Here is a 17,315-nt window from a genome sequence, read left to right as displayed (position 1 = left end):
CCCATAAATTAAGTTGTTGTCATGTTTTTTGATTACCGTAAGTTTGCTGATCGCTTTTGGACATGGCGAGGCTATGAGATTGGTTATTGTGCTGAGGGACTAGAGAATCAAGGATTAGAAAAAGATAAGCCTGCGATTGTCCTGATTCATGGGTTTGGTGCTTCGGTGGGGCATTGGCGCAAAAATGTGCCAGTTCTAGCCCAAAAATTTAGAGTTTATGCGATCGATTTAATAGGTTTTGGATCTTCTGCACAGCCAAAACCGAGTGATTTGCCCTATACCTTTGAGACTTGGGGGCATCAGGTTGCTGATTTTGTGCGTGAGGTGGTGGGCGATCGCGCCATATTGGTGGGTAATTCGATCGGTGCAGTGGTGGCGATGCAAGCGGCGATCTATGCGCCTGAGATGATTGCCAAAACAGTCTTAATTAATTGTTCATTACGGCTATTACAAGAACAAAATCAATTATCTATGCCTTGGTTGAAGCGCTTAGGCGTAAAGACTGTTCAAAATATCTTGGGTAACCGGGCGATCGCCAAGTTGTTTTTTGATCAAGTACGCCAACCGCGATCGGTAAAACAAATTTTGTCACAAGCCTATGTAGATCGCAGTGCTATTACCGATGAGTTAATTGAAATCTTAATCAAGCCTGCTCAAAATCCCAATGCTGTTGATGTGTTTATGGCTTTTGTGCGTTATTCACAGGGACCACGACCTGAAGATTTGCTGGCGATTTTACCCTGTGAGGCAATCGTGCTGTGGGGCGATCGCGATCCTTGGGAGCCGATAGAATTGGGACGTAAGTCTTTTACAAGATTTGATTGCGTCAAGGAATTTATTGACATTCCCAATGCCGGGCATTGTCCACAGGATGAAGTGCCAGCGATAATCAATGATATTTTGCTAAAGGTTTCGTAAACCAAGTAATCAATTTGTGATGGCGCTGCTTTGCAGTGCCATCACAAATTGATTACTTGTTAGATTGCCGACTCCTTATCATTGCTAACCAACAGTAAATCTTCAATATTTCGCATCATGCTATTACAGATATTATCTAGTGGTAAATCATTGGCATCATGACCAAAGGGATCTTCAATTTGAATACCAATTTCTTCAATTCCTAAGAGAGTAAAACTAATTAGAGCGACGATTGGTCCAGTCATCCATTCTAGTTGATCAACCATTTGGAAGGGAAGTGACAAAGAGTGGAGCATCAATAATTGCTTTAAATGGATAGAATAAGCAAGAGGAATTGGGGTTCTAAGAATACGTTCACAAATGCCTGCAACATCAATCATGTAGTTTAAAAGTTGAACCATATCACTAAGCTGATAGCGATCAAGCTTGTCTTGTTGAGCTTGTTCTTGAAGATAGCTACTAATCCAAAAGGCAATTTCAAGGGGTGGATGATTCATCGTCTTGAGGCGATGAAATTGTTCTGAAGAGAGGTTGGCTTCGAGTTCAGCGTTAACTGGTTCCGATCGCAAATGTAGTTTTAAGGCGATCGCAAAAGCTGGTAATAGCTTAACTGCCGCAACTTTAGCTTGGCGATCTCTTGGTTGATGCTCTGAAATTGCTACTAAAATTTGTCGCGATAGGTTTCGTACTGTATTTACGAGAGTTCCCCATGCTTTACGTCCTTCCCAAAAACGTTCATAGGCTGTATTGGTACGGAACACGAGCAATAAACCTAGTACGATATTAGGAATAATACTACCTAAAATTGGTAGAGAAACTTTGATGTTTAAGAGATGAAGAATATAAATTACAACCCCAAACAATCCACATAATAGCGATCGCGGCAAGACTTCTGGAACTACCGAGCCTTTCCAACGTAGGGCAATATGAAACCAACTATCCTTTTTTTTCATTAGAGATCGAGATCTAGGATTGTATTGCTACAGCTATATCAACCCTAAATAGTTTGGGATAATGTGCCACTCGTGGCACATTATCCCAAACTATTTACTCTCACAAATGAATTAGGATTGCTATAACGCTCCTAATTCACTTGTGGGATTTTGAGTTTTGTGAGAGTGCGCCCCTTCGGGGCGCACTCTCACAACCTATTTAGGATTACTATATATGCAAGAAAGCTTTGAAATTATAGGTTAATATCCCTGTCTTTGTCTGAGCAAGTAATACCATTTCACGAAAGTGTGGCAACACTTTTGTGAAATAAAAAACAAACCCAGTGAGGGTTTTAAAACTACAAAATGGCGTAGCTATTTTGTGGTTTGGGATAAAAACTATTTGCAAATTTAGAACAAAGCGGGAATCATAGCGAATATCAGGGTTCTTTTGAAAAGCAATTCATGAATTGCCTCTACATTTTTGTCTCACTCAATGGTATAAAAATAGAGATGGCAATGGAGCTTGCCGAAACCGCTTTGCGTTATCGATTGTTTTTGTAACGTTTAAAAGGCTGATGGCTCCTACTTATTCCGACTTGTGGCGGAAGGGTAGGACTGCGCGGATGCCTAGATCAATCTTTCCTCTACAAGTCACGTTCTACATTTCAAAATTAACGTGACGCGATGTTAGAAAGTATTATTTGGATTTTGGTGATGGGTTTCTTGGTCGGGCAGATCGCTCGACGGCTGCAAATCCCTGCCCTTGTTGGCATGATAGTGGTGGGCGTTCTTTTAGGAACGCAAGTAGGCAATGTAATTAGTTCCGAAGTGCTAGGTGCGGCTAAGTCCCTCCGCACGATCGCTGTGATGGTGATTTTGATGAAAGCAGGGCTAGGACTTGATCGTGAAAAATTAGCTCAACAAGGAACGGTAGCCTTAAGACTGGGATTTTTACCTGCTGCTTGTGAAGCGATCGCGATCGCCTTTGCATCCATGTGGTTACTTCAGTTTGATTTTTTAACGGGGCTATTACTAGGCTGCATTATCGGCGCAGAATCTCCTGCTGTCATTGTACCCGCGATGCTACGACTGAAAAGCTTGGGTTGGGGAGTCACTAAAGGGATTCCCGATGCCATTCTCACAGGTAGTGCCTTGTCAGATGTGATGCTATTGCTGGTGTTTAGTCTATTGCTCACATTTCTATCCCAAAGCACAGCAACGGGTATCACATTACTAGGGATTACCCTAGCCCCTTGGCAATTGCTTCCATTTCAAGTCGTCGTCCAAATTACATTAGGCGTACTAATGGGATGGGCTTCAGCTCAAATACTAATATCGCTATTAATCAAGCAAAATTGGACTCAAAATGCTGTTCAAGATTCTTTAGTTTCCGCAAGTATCGCTCTCTGGTTGGTAGTACTAGCCGACCATCTTCCTGTTTTCTCTGGCTATTTGGCGGTGATGGCGATGGGATTTTTCTTAATAGAACTAGATGCACCTCTAGCTCGCAGACTACGGAGCGGCTTTGATAGTTTATGGACGATCGCCGAAATAATTTTATTTGTGCTACTAGGAGCAAGTATTCAACTAAATGTTTTAGGTAATAATCTGCTAGTAGGGCTGTTGATATTAGGAATTGGAACTTTGGTCGGGCGATCGCTTGGTTGGTATTTGTCTACTGTGGGGAGTAATTGGACATGGAAAGAGCAATTGTTTTTATTGCCAGCCAACTCAGCTAAGGCGACAGTACAGGCTGCTATTGGGGCGATTCCTTTGGCTCAAGGGCTTGCTGGTGGTGAGACAATTTTAGCGATCGCCGCTCTTTCGATTTTAGTCACTGCTCCTTTAGGGGCATGGGCGATTCCTACCTTTGCCCCCAAACTTCTAGAACGAGGTGAAGTCGATCCCACCAAAGTAGCAATTTTGGGCTGTCCAGTTTTCCTTGCTGCTGTCGATGAGTCGCCCCTATCAACAGATGTTTTAACTAAAACCGCAGATTTAGCAAGGCGTAGTGATGGTGAGGTGATTGTTTTGTATGTGGATAACCTTGGCGATCAACAGGCGATCGCGCTTTTGCAAGGAAAATCACAGAAGCTCTTATCAGATATTCGCTATGAGTTTTTAAGCCTGTCAGGTACAGTTCCCGAAGAGATTGTTCGGGTGGCTGAATCTCGTAAAGTAACGGATATTGTAATTGGCAAGCGAGGACATCAACCTTTGGAACAGGTTCTAGTGGGTTCCGTTTCTCAAGCAGTTATAGAAACAAGTCTTATCCCTGTCATTTTAGTGGAATCACGCTCTGAGCAATCTATGCAGAACTAGTTCACAAAAATGTGACGACACTTTTGTGAATTGAAAACCAAACCCAGTAAGGGTTTTAAAAGCAAAAAATGGCGTAGCTATTTTTTGCTTTGGTGTTAATCTGTACGCTCATCTGGGGAAGCAGGTGAAATGGCAAAATAGGAGGAAGTAATTTTCAAGAATCGCCAGAGATGCCATGAACAAATTTCCCCTGACCGAATTGTTAGATGAACAAGCGTGCTATGAATGGTTATTAAAGATCCTGCATCCGAAGGGATTGCATTGTCCAAGTGGACACGCAATACCAGCAGGACAAGCGCCACACGATCGCCAACGCGCACCAATCGTCAAATACAAGTGTCGGGAATGTGGGAAAGTGTTTCACATTTTTACAGGGACAGACTTATCAGGAAGTCATTTTGTCACTCTCAGCGCGAGTATGCCCGCGATGACGATCAAGATGGTTTTTGTGAGGTTCATTGCAATACTATGGAGGGCATTTGGGTTGGTTTACGCAATTTTCTGCGTCCCTTTCGCGGTATTCACAAGAAGTATTTGTATCTGTATGTAGCCATGTTTGAGTGGTCATACAATCTGCGTTGGATTGATTTTGACTTCCTGCGTCGTCTTCTGTTTCCTCCTTCCACCTATTTCCCTACATGAGCGGAATTTTTTCTGTGCTTCTGTCTTTCGCTTCATAGTTACGCCTATCCCATTGCTGTTACAGAAGTTAGACCTGTCAAAAACACCTCTCTTTCATCAAGAGCGCGACTACCCTCACCAGCAATCACATAATAACGCCGCCTTGCGCCAGTTAATTCTTCTGGAGTTTCATCACCCCAACGGGAAGTTACAAAACCCTTTTCCTCAAGTTTCTTCAGCGTCGGATATAGCGAACTAAAACCGATTTTACGTTTACCATTACTCGCCTTCGCGATCGCATCGATAATTTCTAGACCATAACGCTCGCGATCGCGTACAGCATATAGCACCATCTCCTCGGTGGGCGTAAGATCTAAGGGATCATCAGACTTTTTGCGTGCCATAACCTAATATACATACAATCTATAACTGATTATATATTAATTAGATATATAGTCTATATATTTTAGAGCTACCTCACAAGCTCTAGCTCCATCGATCGGTCAGATCTTGAACATTAATCCTTAAAAACCGACCTAAACTTTGAGCCGTACTTTGAGCATTTGTAATGGAACTAAAAACTAAAGGTATAGGACTTTTTCTGCTAGAAATATAGATTTTAATATAGTAGAAAATTCCGCCTCTACATCCCCTCACCTTAGTAATTTTAATTTCTTGAATATCTGCTAGTAAAAATTGATAATTCTGCTTACCAAAAATTGTTTGTACTTCCCAAATCAAAGATTGTTTGTCATGGTCAAAAGTTAAACAATGCCATTGCAATAGTAGATAGGCTAGAAATATTCCGATCGCAGGAAATAACAAAAGTAAACACGGTAGTAATACAACCTGCCATTATTGTTGATTGGCAGGATAAGTTAATTCGATTTTTCCATCACCAGAAACAACAAATTTATTGAATTTTTCTACCCATGAGGCTAGCTCCACAGACTCAATATTCAGGTAAGGAGACATGCGATCGCTAAATATGTTTACCTCTTTGTCATTAGTTTTTAAAGTAATCCTTTTTTCTTCACGCCATTTTTTAGTGGCGACCAAATGAAAATCAGCTTTAGTAACATTTTGCCATGTTGTTCCTTCAGGCTTGGCATATCCTAATAAGTGATCGGAAGTTTGTTTACAAACAACTTTTTTGGATACATTATGCTCACAGGTTAGAGTCTTTGTCCCAATAGAATAGAGACTTTCATAAGCAATAAAAGGGAAAGACAATAATGGAGTCATACAAGCTGAACCCCAAACACTTAAAAACACGATAAAGATAACTTCAGGTTTCCCTTTAATTGTCATTTTTTGGTGATTTTCACTTTAGACTATGTTGCATTCCATGAGCTTCTTAACCTCAAGATTCAACAAAAAAGCACCCCTATCGGAGTGCTTTCTTAATTTAGATATGAGCGGCGCGTTTGTAAGCTTCATCCAAGACTTCGCTGAGCGTGGGGTGCGCGTGAACCACCGTCGCTAACTTCTGTACCGTTTGGCGATCGCGGATGGCTGCTGATGCTTCATGAATCAAGTCCGAAGCATGGATACCGATGATATGCACGCCCAAGAGTTCACCCGTATCTTCGCGGTAAACAATCTTCGCTAAACCTTCAGTTTCTCCCTCGGCGATCGCCTTGGAATTACCCTTAAAGTAAGACTTGGCGGTAGCCACCTTAAAGCCTTCTGCTGCACCCTTCTCCTTAGCCTGTGGTTCAGTCAAGCCGACAAAGCTAACTTCAGGATGGGTGAATGCTGCCGCAGGGATGCTTTGATAATCAACCGTAGTCGCACGACCACACATATTTTCCACAGCGACAATGCCCTGAGCCGAAGCTGCATGAGCCAACATCATCTTGCCCGTCGCATCGCCGATTGCCCAAAGATGGGGAACGGAAGTTGCCATCGTGTCATCCACATCAATGAATCCTCGTTGATTCGGCGCAATACCCACGCTTTCTAAACCAAGATCCTTCGTAAGCGGAATCCGTCCTGTAGCAACCAAGCAAGCATCTACTTCCAGAACTTCCACTACCTTCTTAGTCTTCGCATCAGTTAGTTCAATTTTGACGGGAGAACCTGCGGTAATCTTGGTGGCAAATACACCTGTTCTAGTTTCGATATCGCGAGGTTTGAGAAGTACACGCTCGGCAATCTTGGCAATATCAGGATCGAAGCCGGGCATTAAGACATCTAAGGCTTCGATCATCGTCACTTCTGAGCCTAGTGCTGTGTAAACATCAGCAAATTCTAATCCGATGTAACCGCTACCGATAATTGCGACCCATTGAGGCAAGGTTTCTAGACGCACAGCCTGATCGCTGGTGTAAACAGTTTTGCCATCGATTTGAATACCGCGAGGGACGAATGGCTCGGAACCAGTGGCGAGAATAATATCTTTGGCGGTGTAAGTCTTATCGCCAACGCTAACTTTTTGTACACCTGCCACACGACCACGACCTTCCAAAATATCTACGCCTAGTCGTTTGAGGCTATTGGTCAAGTCGCCGCGCAATTTCAGTACTAAGTTATCGGCATGACTAGCGATCGCCCCGCGATCGAAATTTACTTCACCCACATCAATGCCTAATGCCTTTAGGTGAGACTTTGCCCGCATTTCGCGCACCCGTCCTGAAGCAGCAAGTAGTGCTTTGGAGGGGATACAGCCACGATTAACGCAGGTTCCGCCCATTACGCCATCTTCGACGATCGCTGTTTTTAAGCCACAGGCAACGGCATGGAGGGCTGCGCCATGTCCACCAACGCCAGCACCAATAATGATCAAATCGTAATCAAATTTGTCCGACACCTAATCTTTCTCCAGTAGAATCGATCTACTATTTTTGCATCGTTTGGACATCGTGTTAGCTAGTCAGTGTTAGCTACTATAGCAATGCACAGGAAAATCAAAACCTAAGAGATGAGTGGCGGCGCGAAGCGCCGCCACTCATCTCTTAGGTTATTCTAAAATTTGGTAAGCTGAAAATACTAATTGGGGCTAGATGAGCTATGACCCTTGCGATCGCACAAGTACAGCATCAACCTGTCAGCCTAGATGAGTTTATCGCCCGTTATGGTGGTGATAATCGCTATGAATTGATTGATGGAGAAATATTCGACTTAGAACCAACGGGGCAGCATGAGGAAGTTGCGGCTTTGATCACAGCAAAAATCTGTGTGCAGATTGATCAATTAGGTTTGCCTTGGTTTGTGTTGCAAAGGGGATTGTTTCGTCCCGCTAGCACAAGTATGACGGCTTTTCGTCCTGATGTGATGGTTGTAGATCGGACGGAAGTTGCGAAAGAATCTCTCTGGCAAGAACAATCGATCATTACAAGGGGTAGCTCAATTAAGTTTGTTGCAGAAGTTGTGAGTGGTAATTGGCAAAATGATTATGCGCGTAAGGTTGAGGATTACGCGGCTTTAGGTATTCCTGAATATTGGATTGCCGATTATTTAGGTTTGGGTGGGATTCGACATATTGGTAAACCAAAACAACCTACTCTTTCTGTTTGTACGTTGGTAGATGGGGAGTATGAAATTAATTTGTTTCGTAGTAATGATGCGATCGCTTCGCCAACATTTCCAAATTTGAACTTAACGGCTGGACAAGTTTTGAATGGCTAGGATGTGAAACTATGCTTTATAGGATACAAGCAAGCATTAAATGGTTAACTGTACTCTTGAAACTTCTGAACAATTTTACTAACAAGTAATTCTATGCGTGGATTATTAAATCTTGCTCCCAATTCCAGAAGATTTTCGCGTCCTAAATTAGAATGTTTTTGAGTGGTAAGGAACTTTAATAGAGCTTGAAATAAATTTTTCCCACGCAAAGCTCTAGTGTAGTCATTGTAAATTTTATCTATGAGTTCTTGTGGTGGATCAACAAAATTTATTTTTTGTTTGAATTTACTATCTATAACATTATTTGGACATATTTTTTGTAAATCAGAATCACATTGTGAATATCCAGTTTGTATATATCGATTAACTTCAAAAGCAAACCAAATCGAAAGTTCTTTAATTAATTTATAAAAATCAATTGTTTCTTTTTTATCTAATAGCTGACTAAATAGCGATTCTATGTAAAGATCATTTTCTAATGAATATCCATCCGTAAAGACAATATATTCCTCATATCTTTTCTCTTGAGGAATGCCAACGAAAAACCACATATCTCTATCTGCGACAAAGACAACTTTCTTATGTTTAAACTCTGCTCTCCTGTCAAAGATATTAAGCAGTGTAACTCTTCCTTGGCAAGGCAATACATCAACATCCTCAATATTAATTTTGCTTTCTAAATATCTAGTATAAACCGCTAGCTCATCTTTACCTTCAACTAAAATTGTTGGAAGTGATGTTTTTCTTAATAGATCTACAATTTCATCTTCAGAAAGATACTTTCCTTTACTCATTCACCTTTCTCCGATGAAAGTATAATTTCCTTGTCTGAGTATTTAGAGTAAATCATTGGAGAATGTGTAGCCACAATAAACTGATTACTTGATTGTTGTTTCATCAAGTTAGGGAATAATCTACGTTGCCAGTCTGGATGTAAACTTAACTCAGGCTCATCAATAAATATTATTGAGTTCTCATAAAATGCGTTATAGCAAAGAAAGCTAAGCATTTGTTGTTCGCCAGACGAAAGCAATCTGGAATCAATAGCATTATTTGAGTCTCCAATAGTGAAATCATCAAGTTTGACACCTTTATAGTGCATAACTTTAGTAACTAATTCAGATAGTACTTTAAAAGGTTGAAGAAGTTCATCTCGCTTATTGTCAACATCTGCCACTTCTCGCTGTAGTTTACTAACAATAGCTAACGATTCATCTTTACTATCTTCAATGCCAGATTTTATATTTTCCAGCTTACTAATTAATGATTTATTTAATGCAAGAGAATATTCATCAATTTTTTCAGTTGTCTTGGCATGGTGTAAGCGGAGTAAATAGCCAAGATCATGAGTTGATATAGAACATATAAATTTATGCTCAGCAGCTGACATATTATTTGATAATTTTTCAAAATCATCTTGTATTTTTATACTAAATGCATCTATCGGCTTGTCCAAAATATCTGAAAGAATTCTTTCTGTCATCCCCATACTGCGAATATTTGCTATTGTCTTTAAATATGTCCCTTCAATTCTTCTAAAAGTCGGAAAGAACAAAGATGATGTTCTATCTTTTATGATTAAAGATTTTAATACTCCGATCTCATCTGCTGAATTATATTCACCTAAATTAATAAAACCATTTTGTTTGATTTCATTTGAGATATGTTGCCATTGAATACAACCATCTATATTGAATAGTGACAAACAAAAATGATTAGTTTCTAAGTAAAATGATTCAAAACTTATGTCAGATATAAGACGCTCGATATTTCCTGAAATTGCATACCAAATTATTTTTAAGAATGTTGTTTTTCCACAGCCATTGATGCCTGTGACAATATTTATGTCATCGTGAAAATACCGATTACAATCAACTTTATTGTTTAGGCTTTTGATAATGACTCTTTTAAGTTTCATATTATTTTGCTAGTTGCAATCAGTCTTAATTATACAAGAAGTTTAATGCTGATATTTTGATGGCAAAGAAAGCGATCATCACTTGATTTTATAGGATTAAAAAATAGGTAATTAAGACCCTCTTAAAACTTCAGAAAGAGAAAGCCTTCCGTTAATTGGCTCAAACTCATCTTCTAATAACCATAATTGCGCTTCTTCATAGCTTTGACTAGTTAAAACAACCTTATAGTTCTCAATAGGATCACAAACACGACATACACCCATGCGATCGCCCATTAGCATTAGCAGATAAGGCGGCGACTGCATTGGATCGATCCAAACCTCAAGAAAATTCCAATCATCCTTCACTGATTCTAGTGCGGGAGATAACATAGTAACAGTTGCGGATTTTCCTAGTATACTCACCTGATTTTACAGGCAAAGATTAGAATGAATCAGTCTTTATTTGATGAAGATTATATACTTTGGGTTCAGGAAAATGTCGCCAAGCTTAAAGCCAAAGACTTTGAAAATCTGGACTTAGACAACCTGATTGAAGAATTTGAAAGCTTAATCTTTATTCTCAAAAGAGATTTAGATGACGTAAAGAATCAGGTAAGAAATTGACAAAAGAGTCAAAGTGGTTAAAGTAAAGGGATGAAAGAACCACCACAATATGAACGAGAAGCACTAGAAAACATGCCAGTAGGAGAACTGGTAGAAGTAATCGTGCGCCAACAAGAATGGGCACAGCAAATATATGAAGAAATAGAGAGCCTAAAAGCAGTCAACAACAGAAGTAGCAAAGACTCATCAAAACCGCCATCAAGCGACCTATTAAAACGGTCAGAGAAAAAAGTCGAAGAAATAGCAGAAGAGGAGGGTAAGAAAAAAGTAGGAGGACAATTCGGACATAAAGGAAAAACGAGAAAAGGATTTAATCGAGTAGATCGCTTTGAGACGCTCTCGCCCGAAGGCTGTCCAAATTGCGGAGGACAAGCATGGACAGAGATAGGAGTCAGCATCAGACAAACAGCAAGATTGGTAGAACAACCAATTGAAATCGTTGAATATCAGCAACAGGAATGTCAATGTAAGCACTGTGGCGCAGTGGTGTGGGGAGAATTGCCTAAAGATGTGATTGGCGAACAAGACCTAGAAGCAAGCCTACAAGGGATGTTGGTATGGTTAGGGAATTATGGACATATGAGTTATAAAAAACAGCAAGAATGCTAAAAGAGATGGGACTAGTCGAAATCGGACTAGGAACCATCGCCGCCACCAATGAGCGAGTAGCAGACAGTATTGAAGCAAAAGTGGAAGAGCTAGCAGATTGGATTAAAGACCAACCCCAAGTTCAAGTCGATGAAACACCGTGGCTCGTCAAAGGCGTAAAAGAATGGCTATGGTCATTCAGTGGTGAAGGTTATGCGCTATATCGTGGTGCAGATACTCGTAGTCGTGCCGAACTAGAGTCAATGTTGGGAGAAAGCTATGATGGCGTATTGTGTAGTGACGACTATAGTGTGTATAACGGTTACGCCGTTGAGCGACAACAGAAATGTCTGGCTCACCTAAGACGACACTTTAAAGCACTACTTAAATTAACCCTTAAATCTCAACAAGAAATTGGGCGTATATTCATTAGGCTGATTGATGAAGCATTTGAACATCATGCGACTTGGCAAAAAAATCGTGATACTCGACCATATTTTAACTGGGCGATTGATTTTAAAAAACGAGTCAGCCAAGCTATCTCGGATTGGATGCCCAAAGTTGGCTATGCCGCAGGTAATTTATTAAAGTCCCTCAAGAAGAAATCGGCTCAATGGTGGTATTTCCTTGAAAATCCTCATGTCCCTCCTGACAATAATCGTGCCGAGCGTAATCTCAGACTTGCTGTTACCAAACGCAAAGTTTGTGGTGGCTCCCGTTCTATGGATGGTTTTCGCAATACCGCCGCTTTATTGACGGTTATTCAAACTTGTAAAGCTCAAGGTAAATCTGTCATTGATTTTTTCCGTCAAGCTTTAATTGATCCTTCTTCCATCTCTCTCATCCCTATTCTTACCTGAATTCTTACTAGATGACAAGCTGAAAAACTTACTTGTAAATATGCTCAAACGGCTATACGTCCCCTTACCAAATCAGTTTGAGAGATGGCTAAGCGACATCAGCTTTTATCGATGCGGTATTGAGCTTATTTTTAGAGATGCTCCTAGCTTAAAAGAAAATTGGGATGGAAGATTTGACTTTAACTACTCATCTGCGCTCTATGATTTGACTGCCGATTATCCAGATACAAATTTCCCCGAAACATGGGAATTTGAGCGAGATATTGAGACAATTTTGAATAAAAGATTTTGGAAATAACTGTCTTACATTATTGAAAAAGTAGCTTGAATTCAATCAAATCAAGTCAAAAATAACTATGCTACCAACAAAAACTTTTCAAAATATCGAAAAAAGCTTAAAGCAACTACCTGATGCATTACGAATTTACTATGGTAAAGATGGGCGGCGCGAAGTGCCGCCCATCTTTACCTATTTAGCACTACCTACAAAAAAAGCAGGAGCAGTTCATGAACTGCTCCTACTTTTTTAGAAATAGATTTTATTAGATCTGAGGAACAAAACGTTCCTTTACAGGAAGCGGAGTGTACTCAGAAATAATGCGACGGAACTCGTCACCATCAAGAGTTTCATTCTCAACTAGAAGATCAACAACGCGATCGATCGCTGTGCGATTTTCATACACGATCTGAAGTGCTGTTTGATAGCATTTCTGCACGATTTCACGAACTTGCTGATCGATCTTAGCGGAAATATCTTCAGAATATTGCGATCCACCACCCATGCTGCGTCCGAGAAATACCTCAGAGCTTTGACCTTCAAGGGCAAGCTGACCAATATTCGACATGCCAAAACGAGTGACCATTTGACGTGCCATGCCGCTTACTTGCTGTAAGTCACCACCTGCCCCTGTAGTTACTTCCGCAGCACCAAATACCGCTTCTTCCGCAGCACGACCACCGAGAGCCGCCGTAATCCTTGCGAGAATTTGACCACGGGAGATTAGCGTTTGTTCTTCGTCGGGAGTGAACCATGTCAAACCAGCCGCTTGACCTCTGGGAATTAGAGTTACCTTCTGAACAGGATCGTGATCCTTCATCAAAGTACCGACGATCGCATGACCAACTTCATGATAAGCAATCAAACGCTTGTTACGACTGTCAACGAGAGCTTTACCTTCCAGACCAGCAATAATTCTATCTACTGCATCATCAATTTCCGCCATCGTCATGGCATCCTTACGACGACGAGCGGTGAGAATTGCAGCTTCATTGAGCAAGTTCGCAAGGTCAGCACCTGCAAAACCTGGAGTACGACGGGCGATCGCTTCTAGAGAAACTTCAGGGCTAATCTTTTTATCGCGAGCATGAACATTCAAAACTTGCAAGCGACCTTTGATGTCAGGTGGATCAACACCAATTTGGCGATCGAAACGACCTGGACGTAGCAGTGCCGAGTCAAGCACATCGGCACGGTTAGTTGCCGCAATGACAATTACGCCAGAGTTGCCTTCAAAACCATCCATTTCCGTGAGGATTTGGTTAAGAGTTTGTTCGCGTTCATCGTTACCGCCACCAATGCCAGCACCACGTTGACGACCGACGGCATCAATTTCATCGATAAAGATGATGCAAGGAGCATTTTCCTTAGCTTTCTTGAACAAGTCGCGTACACGAGATGCACCAACACCCACAAACATTTCCACGAACTCAGAACCAGACACAGAGAAGAAAGGTACACCAGCTTCACCAGCGATCGCTTTGGCTAGCAAAGTTTTACCAGTTCCTGGAGGACCAATTAGCAAAACGCCTTTAGGAATCTTTGCGCCAACCGCCGTAAAGCGTTCGGGCTTTTTCAAGAAAGTCACAACTTCCTGTAGTTCTTCCTTCGCTTCTTCGATGCCAGCGACATCGTCAAACATTACACCTGTCTTTGCATCCATCGCAAAACGAGCCTTGGATTTACCAAAGTCCATTGCTTGTCCAGGTCCACCCATTTGATTGGAGCGACGGAACAAGAAAAACAAGCCAGCAATTAAAGCGATCGGGAAAATTAAATTGCTAATAAAGCCCCAGATTGCGCCATTGTTGCTAGGTGGATAAATGGCAAGATCTACGCCGCCTTCATTGAGTTTATCCATCAATTCAGGTGCATAGAGTGGCAAATCAACTCTAGCGCGTTGCTCTTTACCTTCAATTTGGGGATCGCTTGCTACGATTACTGCCGTGCGACCACCATCAAAAATATCAACCTTGCGTACCCGATGTTCATCAAGATATTCAAGGAATCTTCCGTAGGCGATGCGGGTATTTGCCGCGTTCACAGTGGGACGACTAGGGGCAGGACGAGCAATTAAAGTCTGCCAGCCAAAAAAGCCGATGATCGCTATGGGTAGTAACCACAGCAGTGCAGTTCTCCAAGAGGATTTCATATAGCAAAGAGCCTGATGTTCAAAATAATTTCTTAACTAAACTTAACTTACCATGATCCTCAATCAATGGGATCGCGCAATCGTAAATATCTACCAAAAGAAAAACACCCCCATTTGGGGGTGTTTTTCTTTTGGTAGATATTAGGTATTAGAGGCGTAATTCTTTTCTGCCATTTTGCACAATTTTGATCATGTCGATTAGCTGAGATTCCAAATTACCTAACACGCGATCGCTATATTCATCAGCACCACGCTGCATATCTTGGACTTCACCTGTTACTCGTTGATGCAATAAGTCCAGATCTTTTTGGGCTTGACGACGCATTTGATTGACTTCATTAAGAGTTTGCGATCGCACCTGTTCACATTCCTCTTGGAGTTCACGTCGAATTTGATTAGCCTCTTGCTCAGCCTGACGAATAATCATTGATTCTTCTAAAAGCTGGCTTGCCCTTAATTCAGCAGATTTAATCAAATCCTCAGCGTATTGTTGGGCTTCAGCCACTAGATCTTGTTTGTAGAGCAAGATCTCCTCGGCTTTAGCGATCGATTCAGGTACGGACAATCTCACGCGATCGATCTGCTGACATAGTTTTTCTTCATCGATGACGGTATGACCCATCACGCGAGGGCCACTTTCCAGCACCATTTCTTCAAGATGGTCTAGCTCTTTGTGTAAGCTCATGTAGTAATCGGCTCTTGGTAAAGGCGCAGGGGAGCCGTTGTAATTACCATTATTAGATTTAGTACTAGCAGTTGAGTTTTCTGTCAGCATCAGATTTGTGTAGGAGAAATTTCAATGCTTTGATGTTCTAAGCTGAATGGACTTGCGAAATGAGCTTAAGCGAATCAGCCTAGAAATAATTAACCAACATTGTAAATGACTTTTTGCGAAAGCTGTTACGATATGAACTTTTTTTGATGAGATGAGCAAAGCCCATCTCATCAAAATTGTTTTAAGCGGCAATTTGCGACAATACTGCACGAGTCGCGGCTAATGTCGCTTCCACATCAGCATCAGTATGAGCAAGGGAGGTGAAACCAGCCTCAAACTGCGAAGGCGCAAGATAAACGCCATGCTCTAACATGCCACGATGAAATTTAGCAAACTTAGCTGTATCGCTAGTTTTGGCATCTTCATAGTCATAAACTTGTTGACTAGTGAAAAACATTCCAAACATCGCCCCAACAATATTACCTGTAGCCGCATGTCCAGTTTCATGGGCGATCGCCAACATACCTTCAGCTAATTTCTTGGTAATCTGTTCGAGATATTCGTAAGAACCAGACCGTTTGAGAATTTCCATCGTTTTGATCCCTGCGGTCATCGCCAAAGGATTACCCGACAATGTTCCAGCCTGATACATGGGGCCAGCAGGTGCAACCATCGACATAATATCTTTGCGACCACCATAGGCTCCTACAGGCAAACCACCACCGATGACTTTGCCCATTGTGGTCAAGTCAGGAGTAACGCCAAAACGAGCCTGTGCACCACCATAGGAAAGTCGGAATCCTGTCATAACTTCATCAAATACCAATAAAGCACCATTGGCACTACAGAGATCTTTCAATCCCTGCAAGAATCCTTCCTTCGGCACAATGCATCCAGCATTACCAACTACTGGCTCAATAATTATGCCAGAGATTTGATCAGGGTTTTCTGCAAATAATGCTTTGACTGCTTCAAGATCGTTATAAGGAGCAGTCAATGTATTGGCTGTTGTGGATTTAGGCACACCAGGGGAGTCAGGCAATCCAAGGGTAGCGACACCCGAACCAGCCTTAACCAAGAACATATCCGCATGACCGTGATAGCAACCTTCAAACTTGATAATTTTGTCACGACCTGTAAATGCTCTCATCAAGCGCAATACGGACATACAAGCTTCAGTGCCAGAGTTTACAAAGCGTACCATTTCTACACTAGGCACAGCTTCGATGACCATTTCGGCGAGTTGGTTTTCAAGAACACAAGGAGCGCCAAAACTTGTGCCTTTTTCGAGAGCCTTATGTAATGCTTCGATGACTTCGGGATGGGAATGTCCCACGATCGCAGGACCCCATGAGCCGATGTAGTCAATGTATTTATTGCCATCAATGTCCCACGCATAGGCTCCATTGACACGATCAAACACGATTGGCTCGCCACCAACTGATTTAAAGGCTCGGACAGGAGAGCTTACGCCGCCTGGCATTAGCTCCTTGGCTTTAGTAAAAATTTCTTGAGATGCAGTTGTTTTAAAGGTAGATAAATTCGCAATCATTTTTTAACAAAGATTTTTTAGGGTTTGTTGAGTCTCTATAGAATCAATTTAACTCAGCAACGATCCAAGCGTCACAGAAATCAAATAGAAAGTTGCAGTGGCACAGAGAAATTTTTGAAAGCTTAGCTTCGTGCCGCTTTCAAAAATTTCTCTGGATTATTAGTTGAGCGCAAAGCGCTATACATGATTTTTTTGCTATATATTTCTTGTTTAAAAACGAA

General features: G+C 41.5%; 18 protein-coding genes, 1 pseudogene and 1 riboswitch. Of the genes and pseudogenes, 8 read left to right on the top strand and 11 right to left on the bottom strand.

Features of this window, described 5'->3' with window-relative positions; genetic code table 11:
* The first annotated feature begins 21 nt into the window (after positions 1-21).
* A complete protein-coding gene (locus tag ABM313_RS10735; protein WP_434687867.1) occupies positions 22-918 on the top strand; it encodes an alpha/beta fold hydrolase in 897 nt (298 codons plus the stop codon).
* A 59-nt stretch (positions 919-977) separates the two neighbouring features.
* On the opposite strand, the gene ABM313_RS10730 is transcribed toward ABM313_RS10735, so the two are convergent.
* Positions 978-1,871, bottom strand: coding sequence for a bestrophin family protein (locus ABM313_RS10730; protein ID WP_434687866.1), 894 nt, complete (start codon positions 1,869-1,871; stop codon positions 978-980).
* Positions 1,872-2,356: 485 nt separating this feature from the next.
* Positions 2,357-2,445, top strand: a riboswitch (Fluoride riboswitch).
* Positions 2,446-2,537: 92 nt separating this feature from the next.
* Here ABM313_RS10730 and ABM313_RS10725 point away from each other — a divergent pair.
* Entirely contained in the window at positions 2,538-4,175 is a 1,638-nt protein-coding gene (locus ABM313_RS10725) for a cation:proton antiporter domain-containing protein (RefSeq protein ID WP_434687864.1), read from the top strand.
* Between the two features lie 468 nt (positions 4,176-4,643).
* Positions 4,644-4,817, top strand: coding sequence for a hypothetical protein (locus tag ABM313_RS10720; RefSeq protein WP_434685516.1), 174 nt, complete (start codon positions 4,644-4,646; stop codon positions 4,815-4,817).
* Positions 4,818-4,861: 44 nt separating this feature from the next.
* Here ABM313_RS10720 and ABM313_RS10715 read toward each other — a convergent pair whose 3' ends face one another.
* From ABM313_RS10715 to lpdA, 4 genes are all read right to left on the bottom strand, one after another.
* Positions 4,862-5,200, bottom strand: coding sequence for a PadR family transcriptional regulator (locus ABM313_RS10715; RefSeq protein ID WP_434687862.1), 339 nt, complete (start codon positions 5,198-5,200; stop codon positions 4,862-4,864).
* A gap of 82 nt (positions 5,201-5,282) precedes the next feature.
* Entirely contained in the window at positions 5,283-5,621 is a 339-nt protein-coding gene (locus tag ABM313_RS10710; RefSeq protein ID WP_434687861.1) for a hypothetical protein, read from the bottom strand.
* Positions 5,622-5,651: 30 nt separating this feature from the next.
* A complete protein-coding gene (locus ABM313_RS10705) occupies positions 5,652-6,107 on the bottom strand; it encodes a hypothetical protein (protein WP_434687859.1) in 456 nt (151 codons plus the stop codon).
* Positions 6,108-6,204: 97 nt separating this feature from the next.
* The gene (gene lpdA / locus ABM313_RS10700) at positions 6,205-7,608 is read right to left on the bottom strand and encodes a dihydrolipoyl dehydrogenase (protein WP_434687857.1); all 1,404 of its coding nucleotides are present in this window, start codon (positions 7,606-7,608) and stop codon (positions 6,205-6,207) included.
* Between the two features lie 200 nt (positions 7,609-7,808).
* Between lpdA and ABM313_RS10695 the strand changes: the two genes are divergently transcribed.
* Positions 7,809-8,426: a Uma2 family endonuclease gene (locus ABM313_RS10695; protein ID WP_434687856.1), complete on the top strand. Its 618-nt coding sequence runs from the start codon at positions 7,809-7,811 to the stop codon at positions 8,424-8,426.
* A 44-nt stretch (positions 8,427-8,470) separates the two neighbouring features.
* On the opposite strand, the gene ABM313_RS10690 is transcribed toward ABM313_RS10695, so the two are convergent.
* The 3 genes from ABM313_RS10690 to ABM313_RS10680 all read right to left on the bottom strand — a co-directional run bounded on the left by ABM313_RS10690 (position 8,471) and on the right by ABM313_RS10680 (position 10,716).
* Complete coding sequence (locus ABM313_RS10690) at positions 8,471-9,220, bottom strand: DUF4435 domain-containing protein (RefSeq protein ID WP_434687854.1); 750 nt, start codon at positions 9,218-9,220, stop codon at positions 8,471-8,473.
* A complete protein-coding gene (locus tag ABM313_RS10685; RefSeq protein ID WP_434687852.1) occupies positions 9,217-10,344 on the bottom strand; it encodes an AAA family ATPase in 1,128 nt (375 codons plus the stop codon). The genes ABM313_RS10690 and ABM313_RS10685 overlap by 4 nt, the downstream gene beginning before the upstream one ends.
* A 111-nt stretch (positions 10,345-10,455) precedes the next feature.
* Positions 10,456-10,716, bottom strand: coding sequence for a hypothetical protein (locus ABM313_RS10680; protein ID WP_434687850.1), 261 nt, complete (start codon positions 10,714-10,716; stop codon positions 10,456-10,458).
* Between the two features lie 57 nt (positions 10,717-10,773).
* On the opposite strand from ABM313_RS10680, the gene ABM313_RS10675 reads away from it, so the two are divergent.
* The 4 genes and pseudogenes from ABM313_RS10675 (at position 10,774) to ABM313_RS10660 (ending at position 12,928) form a co-directional block, all read left to right on the top strand.
* Complete coding sequence (locus tag ABM313_RS10675; protein WP_434687848.1) at positions 10,774-10,950, top strand: DUF29 family protein; 177 nt, start codon at positions 10,774-10,776, stop codon at positions 10,948-10,950.
* Positions 10,951-10,980: 30 nt separating this feature from the next.
* Positions 10,981-12,398, top strand: a pseudogene (tnpC, locus tag ABM313_RS10670) (IS66 family transposase).
* Positions 12,358-12,696: a DUF29 family protein gene (locus ABM313_RS10665; RefSeq protein WP_434687846.1), complete on the top strand. Its 339-nt coding sequence runs from the start codon at positions 12,358-12,360 to the stop codon at positions 12,694-12,696. Before tnpC ends, ABM313_RS10665 begins: the two are co-directional and overlap by 41 nt.
* A gap of 58 nt (positions 12,697-12,754) precedes the next feature.
* Entirely contained in the window at positions 12,755-12,928 is a 174-nt protein-coding gene (locus tag ABM313_RS10660) for a hypothetical protein (protein ID WP_434687845.1), read from the top strand.
* A gap of 12 nt (positions 12,929-12,940) precedes the next feature.
* Here ABM313_RS10660 and ftsH read toward each other — a convergent pair whose 3' ends face one another.
* From ftsH to hemL, 3 genes are all read right to left on the bottom strand, one after another.
* The gene (gene ftsH, locus ABM313_RS10655) at positions 12,941-14,827 is read right to left on the bottom strand and encodes an ATP-dependent zinc metalloprotease FtsH (protein WP_434687843.1); all 1,887 of its coding nucleotides are present in this window, start codon (positions 14,825-14,827) and stop codon (positions 12,941-12,943) included.
* 148 nt (positions 14,828-14,975) lie between these two features.
* Positions 14,976-15,602 carry a hypothetical protein gene (locus ABM313_RS10650; RefSeq protein ID WP_434687842.1) on the bottom strand — a complete coding sequence of 209 codons (627 nt, stop codon included), beginning with the start codon at positions 15,600-15,602 and terminating at the stop codon, positions 14,976-14,978.
* A 181-nt stretch (positions 15,603-15,783) separates the two neighbouring features.
* Positions 15,784-17,094 carry a glutamate-1-semialdehyde 2,1-aminomutase gene (gene hemL / locus ABM313_RS10645; RefSeq protein ID WP_434687840.1) on the bottom strand — a complete coding sequence of 437 codons (1,311 nt, stop codon included), beginning with the start codon at positions 17,092-17,094 and terminating at the stop codon, positions 15,784-15,786.
* Positions 17,095-17,315 lie beyond the last annotated feature (221 nt).

The organism is Pseudanabaena minima str. Chao 2107, from assembly GCF_051131155.1.
Lineage (GTDB): Bacteria > Cyanobacteriota > Cyanobacteriia > Pseudanabaenales > Pseudanabaenaceae > Pseudanabaena > Pseudanabaena minima.
Note: the sequence above shows the minus strand (reverse complement) of the source record. Positions and strands in the feature narration are given on the sequence as shown.

What these genes read in the sequence shown, in the direction of transcription:
- ABM313_RS10735 (WP_434687867.1), top strand. Translation starts at nt 22, where the DNA reads ATGTTTTTTGATTACCGTAAGTTTGCTGATCGCTTTTGGACATGGCGA.
- ABM313_RS10730 (WP_434687866.1), bottom strand. Translation starts at nt 1,871, where the DNA reads ATGAAAAAAAAGGATAGTTGGTTTCATATTGCCCTACGTTGGAAAGGC.
- ABM313_RS10725 (WP_434687864.1), top strand. Translation starts at nt 2,538, where the DNA reads ATGTTAGAAAGTATTATTTGGATTTTGGTGATGGGTTTCTTGGTCGGG.
- ABM313_RS10720 (WP_434685516.1), top strand. Translation starts at nt 4,644, where the DNA reads ATGGAGGGCATTTGGGTTGGTTTACGCAATTTTCTGCGTCCCTTTCGC.
- ABM313_RS10715 (WP_434687862.1), bottom strand. Translation starts at nt 5,200, where the DNA reads ATGGCACGCAAAAAGTCTGATGATCCCTTAGATCTTACGCCCACCGAG.
- ABM313_RS10705 (WP_434687859.1), bottom strand. Translation starts at nt 6,107, where the DNA reads ATGACAATTAAAGGGAAACCTGAAGTTATCTTTATCGTGTTTTTAAGT.
- ABM313_RS10695 (WP_434687856.1), top strand. Translation starts at nt 7,809, where the DNA reads ATGACCCTTGCGATCGCACAAGTACAGCATCAACCTGTCAGCCTAGAT.
- ABM313_RS10690 (WP_434687854.1), bottom strand. Translation starts at nt 9,220, where the DNA reads ATGAGTAAAGGAAAGTATCTTTCTGAAGATGAAATTGTAGATCTATTA.
- ABM313_RS10685 (WP_434687852.1), bottom strand. Translation starts at nt 10,344, where the DNA reads ATGAAACTTAAAAGAGTCATTATCAAAAGCCTAAACAATAAAGTTGAT.
- ABM313_RS10680 (WP_434687850.1), bottom strand. Translation starts at nt 10,716, where the DNA reads ATGTTATCTCCCGCACTAGAATCAGTGAAGGATGATTGGAATTTTCTT.
- ABM313_RS10675 (WP_434687848.1), top strand. Translation starts at nt 10,774, where the DNA reads ATGAATCAGTCTTTATTTGATGAAGATTATATACTTTGGGTTCAGGAA.
- ABM313_RS10660 (WP_434687845.1), top strand. Translation starts at nt 12,755, where the DNA reads ATGCTACCAACAAAAACTTTTCAAAATATCGAAAAAAGCTTAAAGCAA.
- ftsH (WP_434687843.1), bottom strand. Translation starts at nt 14,827, where the DNA reads ATGAAATCCTCTTGGAGAACTGCACTGCTGTGGTTACTACCCATAGCG.
- ABM313_RS10650 (WP_434687842.1), bottom strand. Translation starts at nt 15,602, where the DNA reads ATGCTGACAGAAAACTCAACTGCTAGTACTAAATCTAATAATGGTAAT.
- hemL (WP_434687840.1), bottom strand. Translation starts at nt 17,094, where the DNA reads ATGATTGCGAATTTATCTACCTTTAAAACAACTGCATCTCAAGAAATT.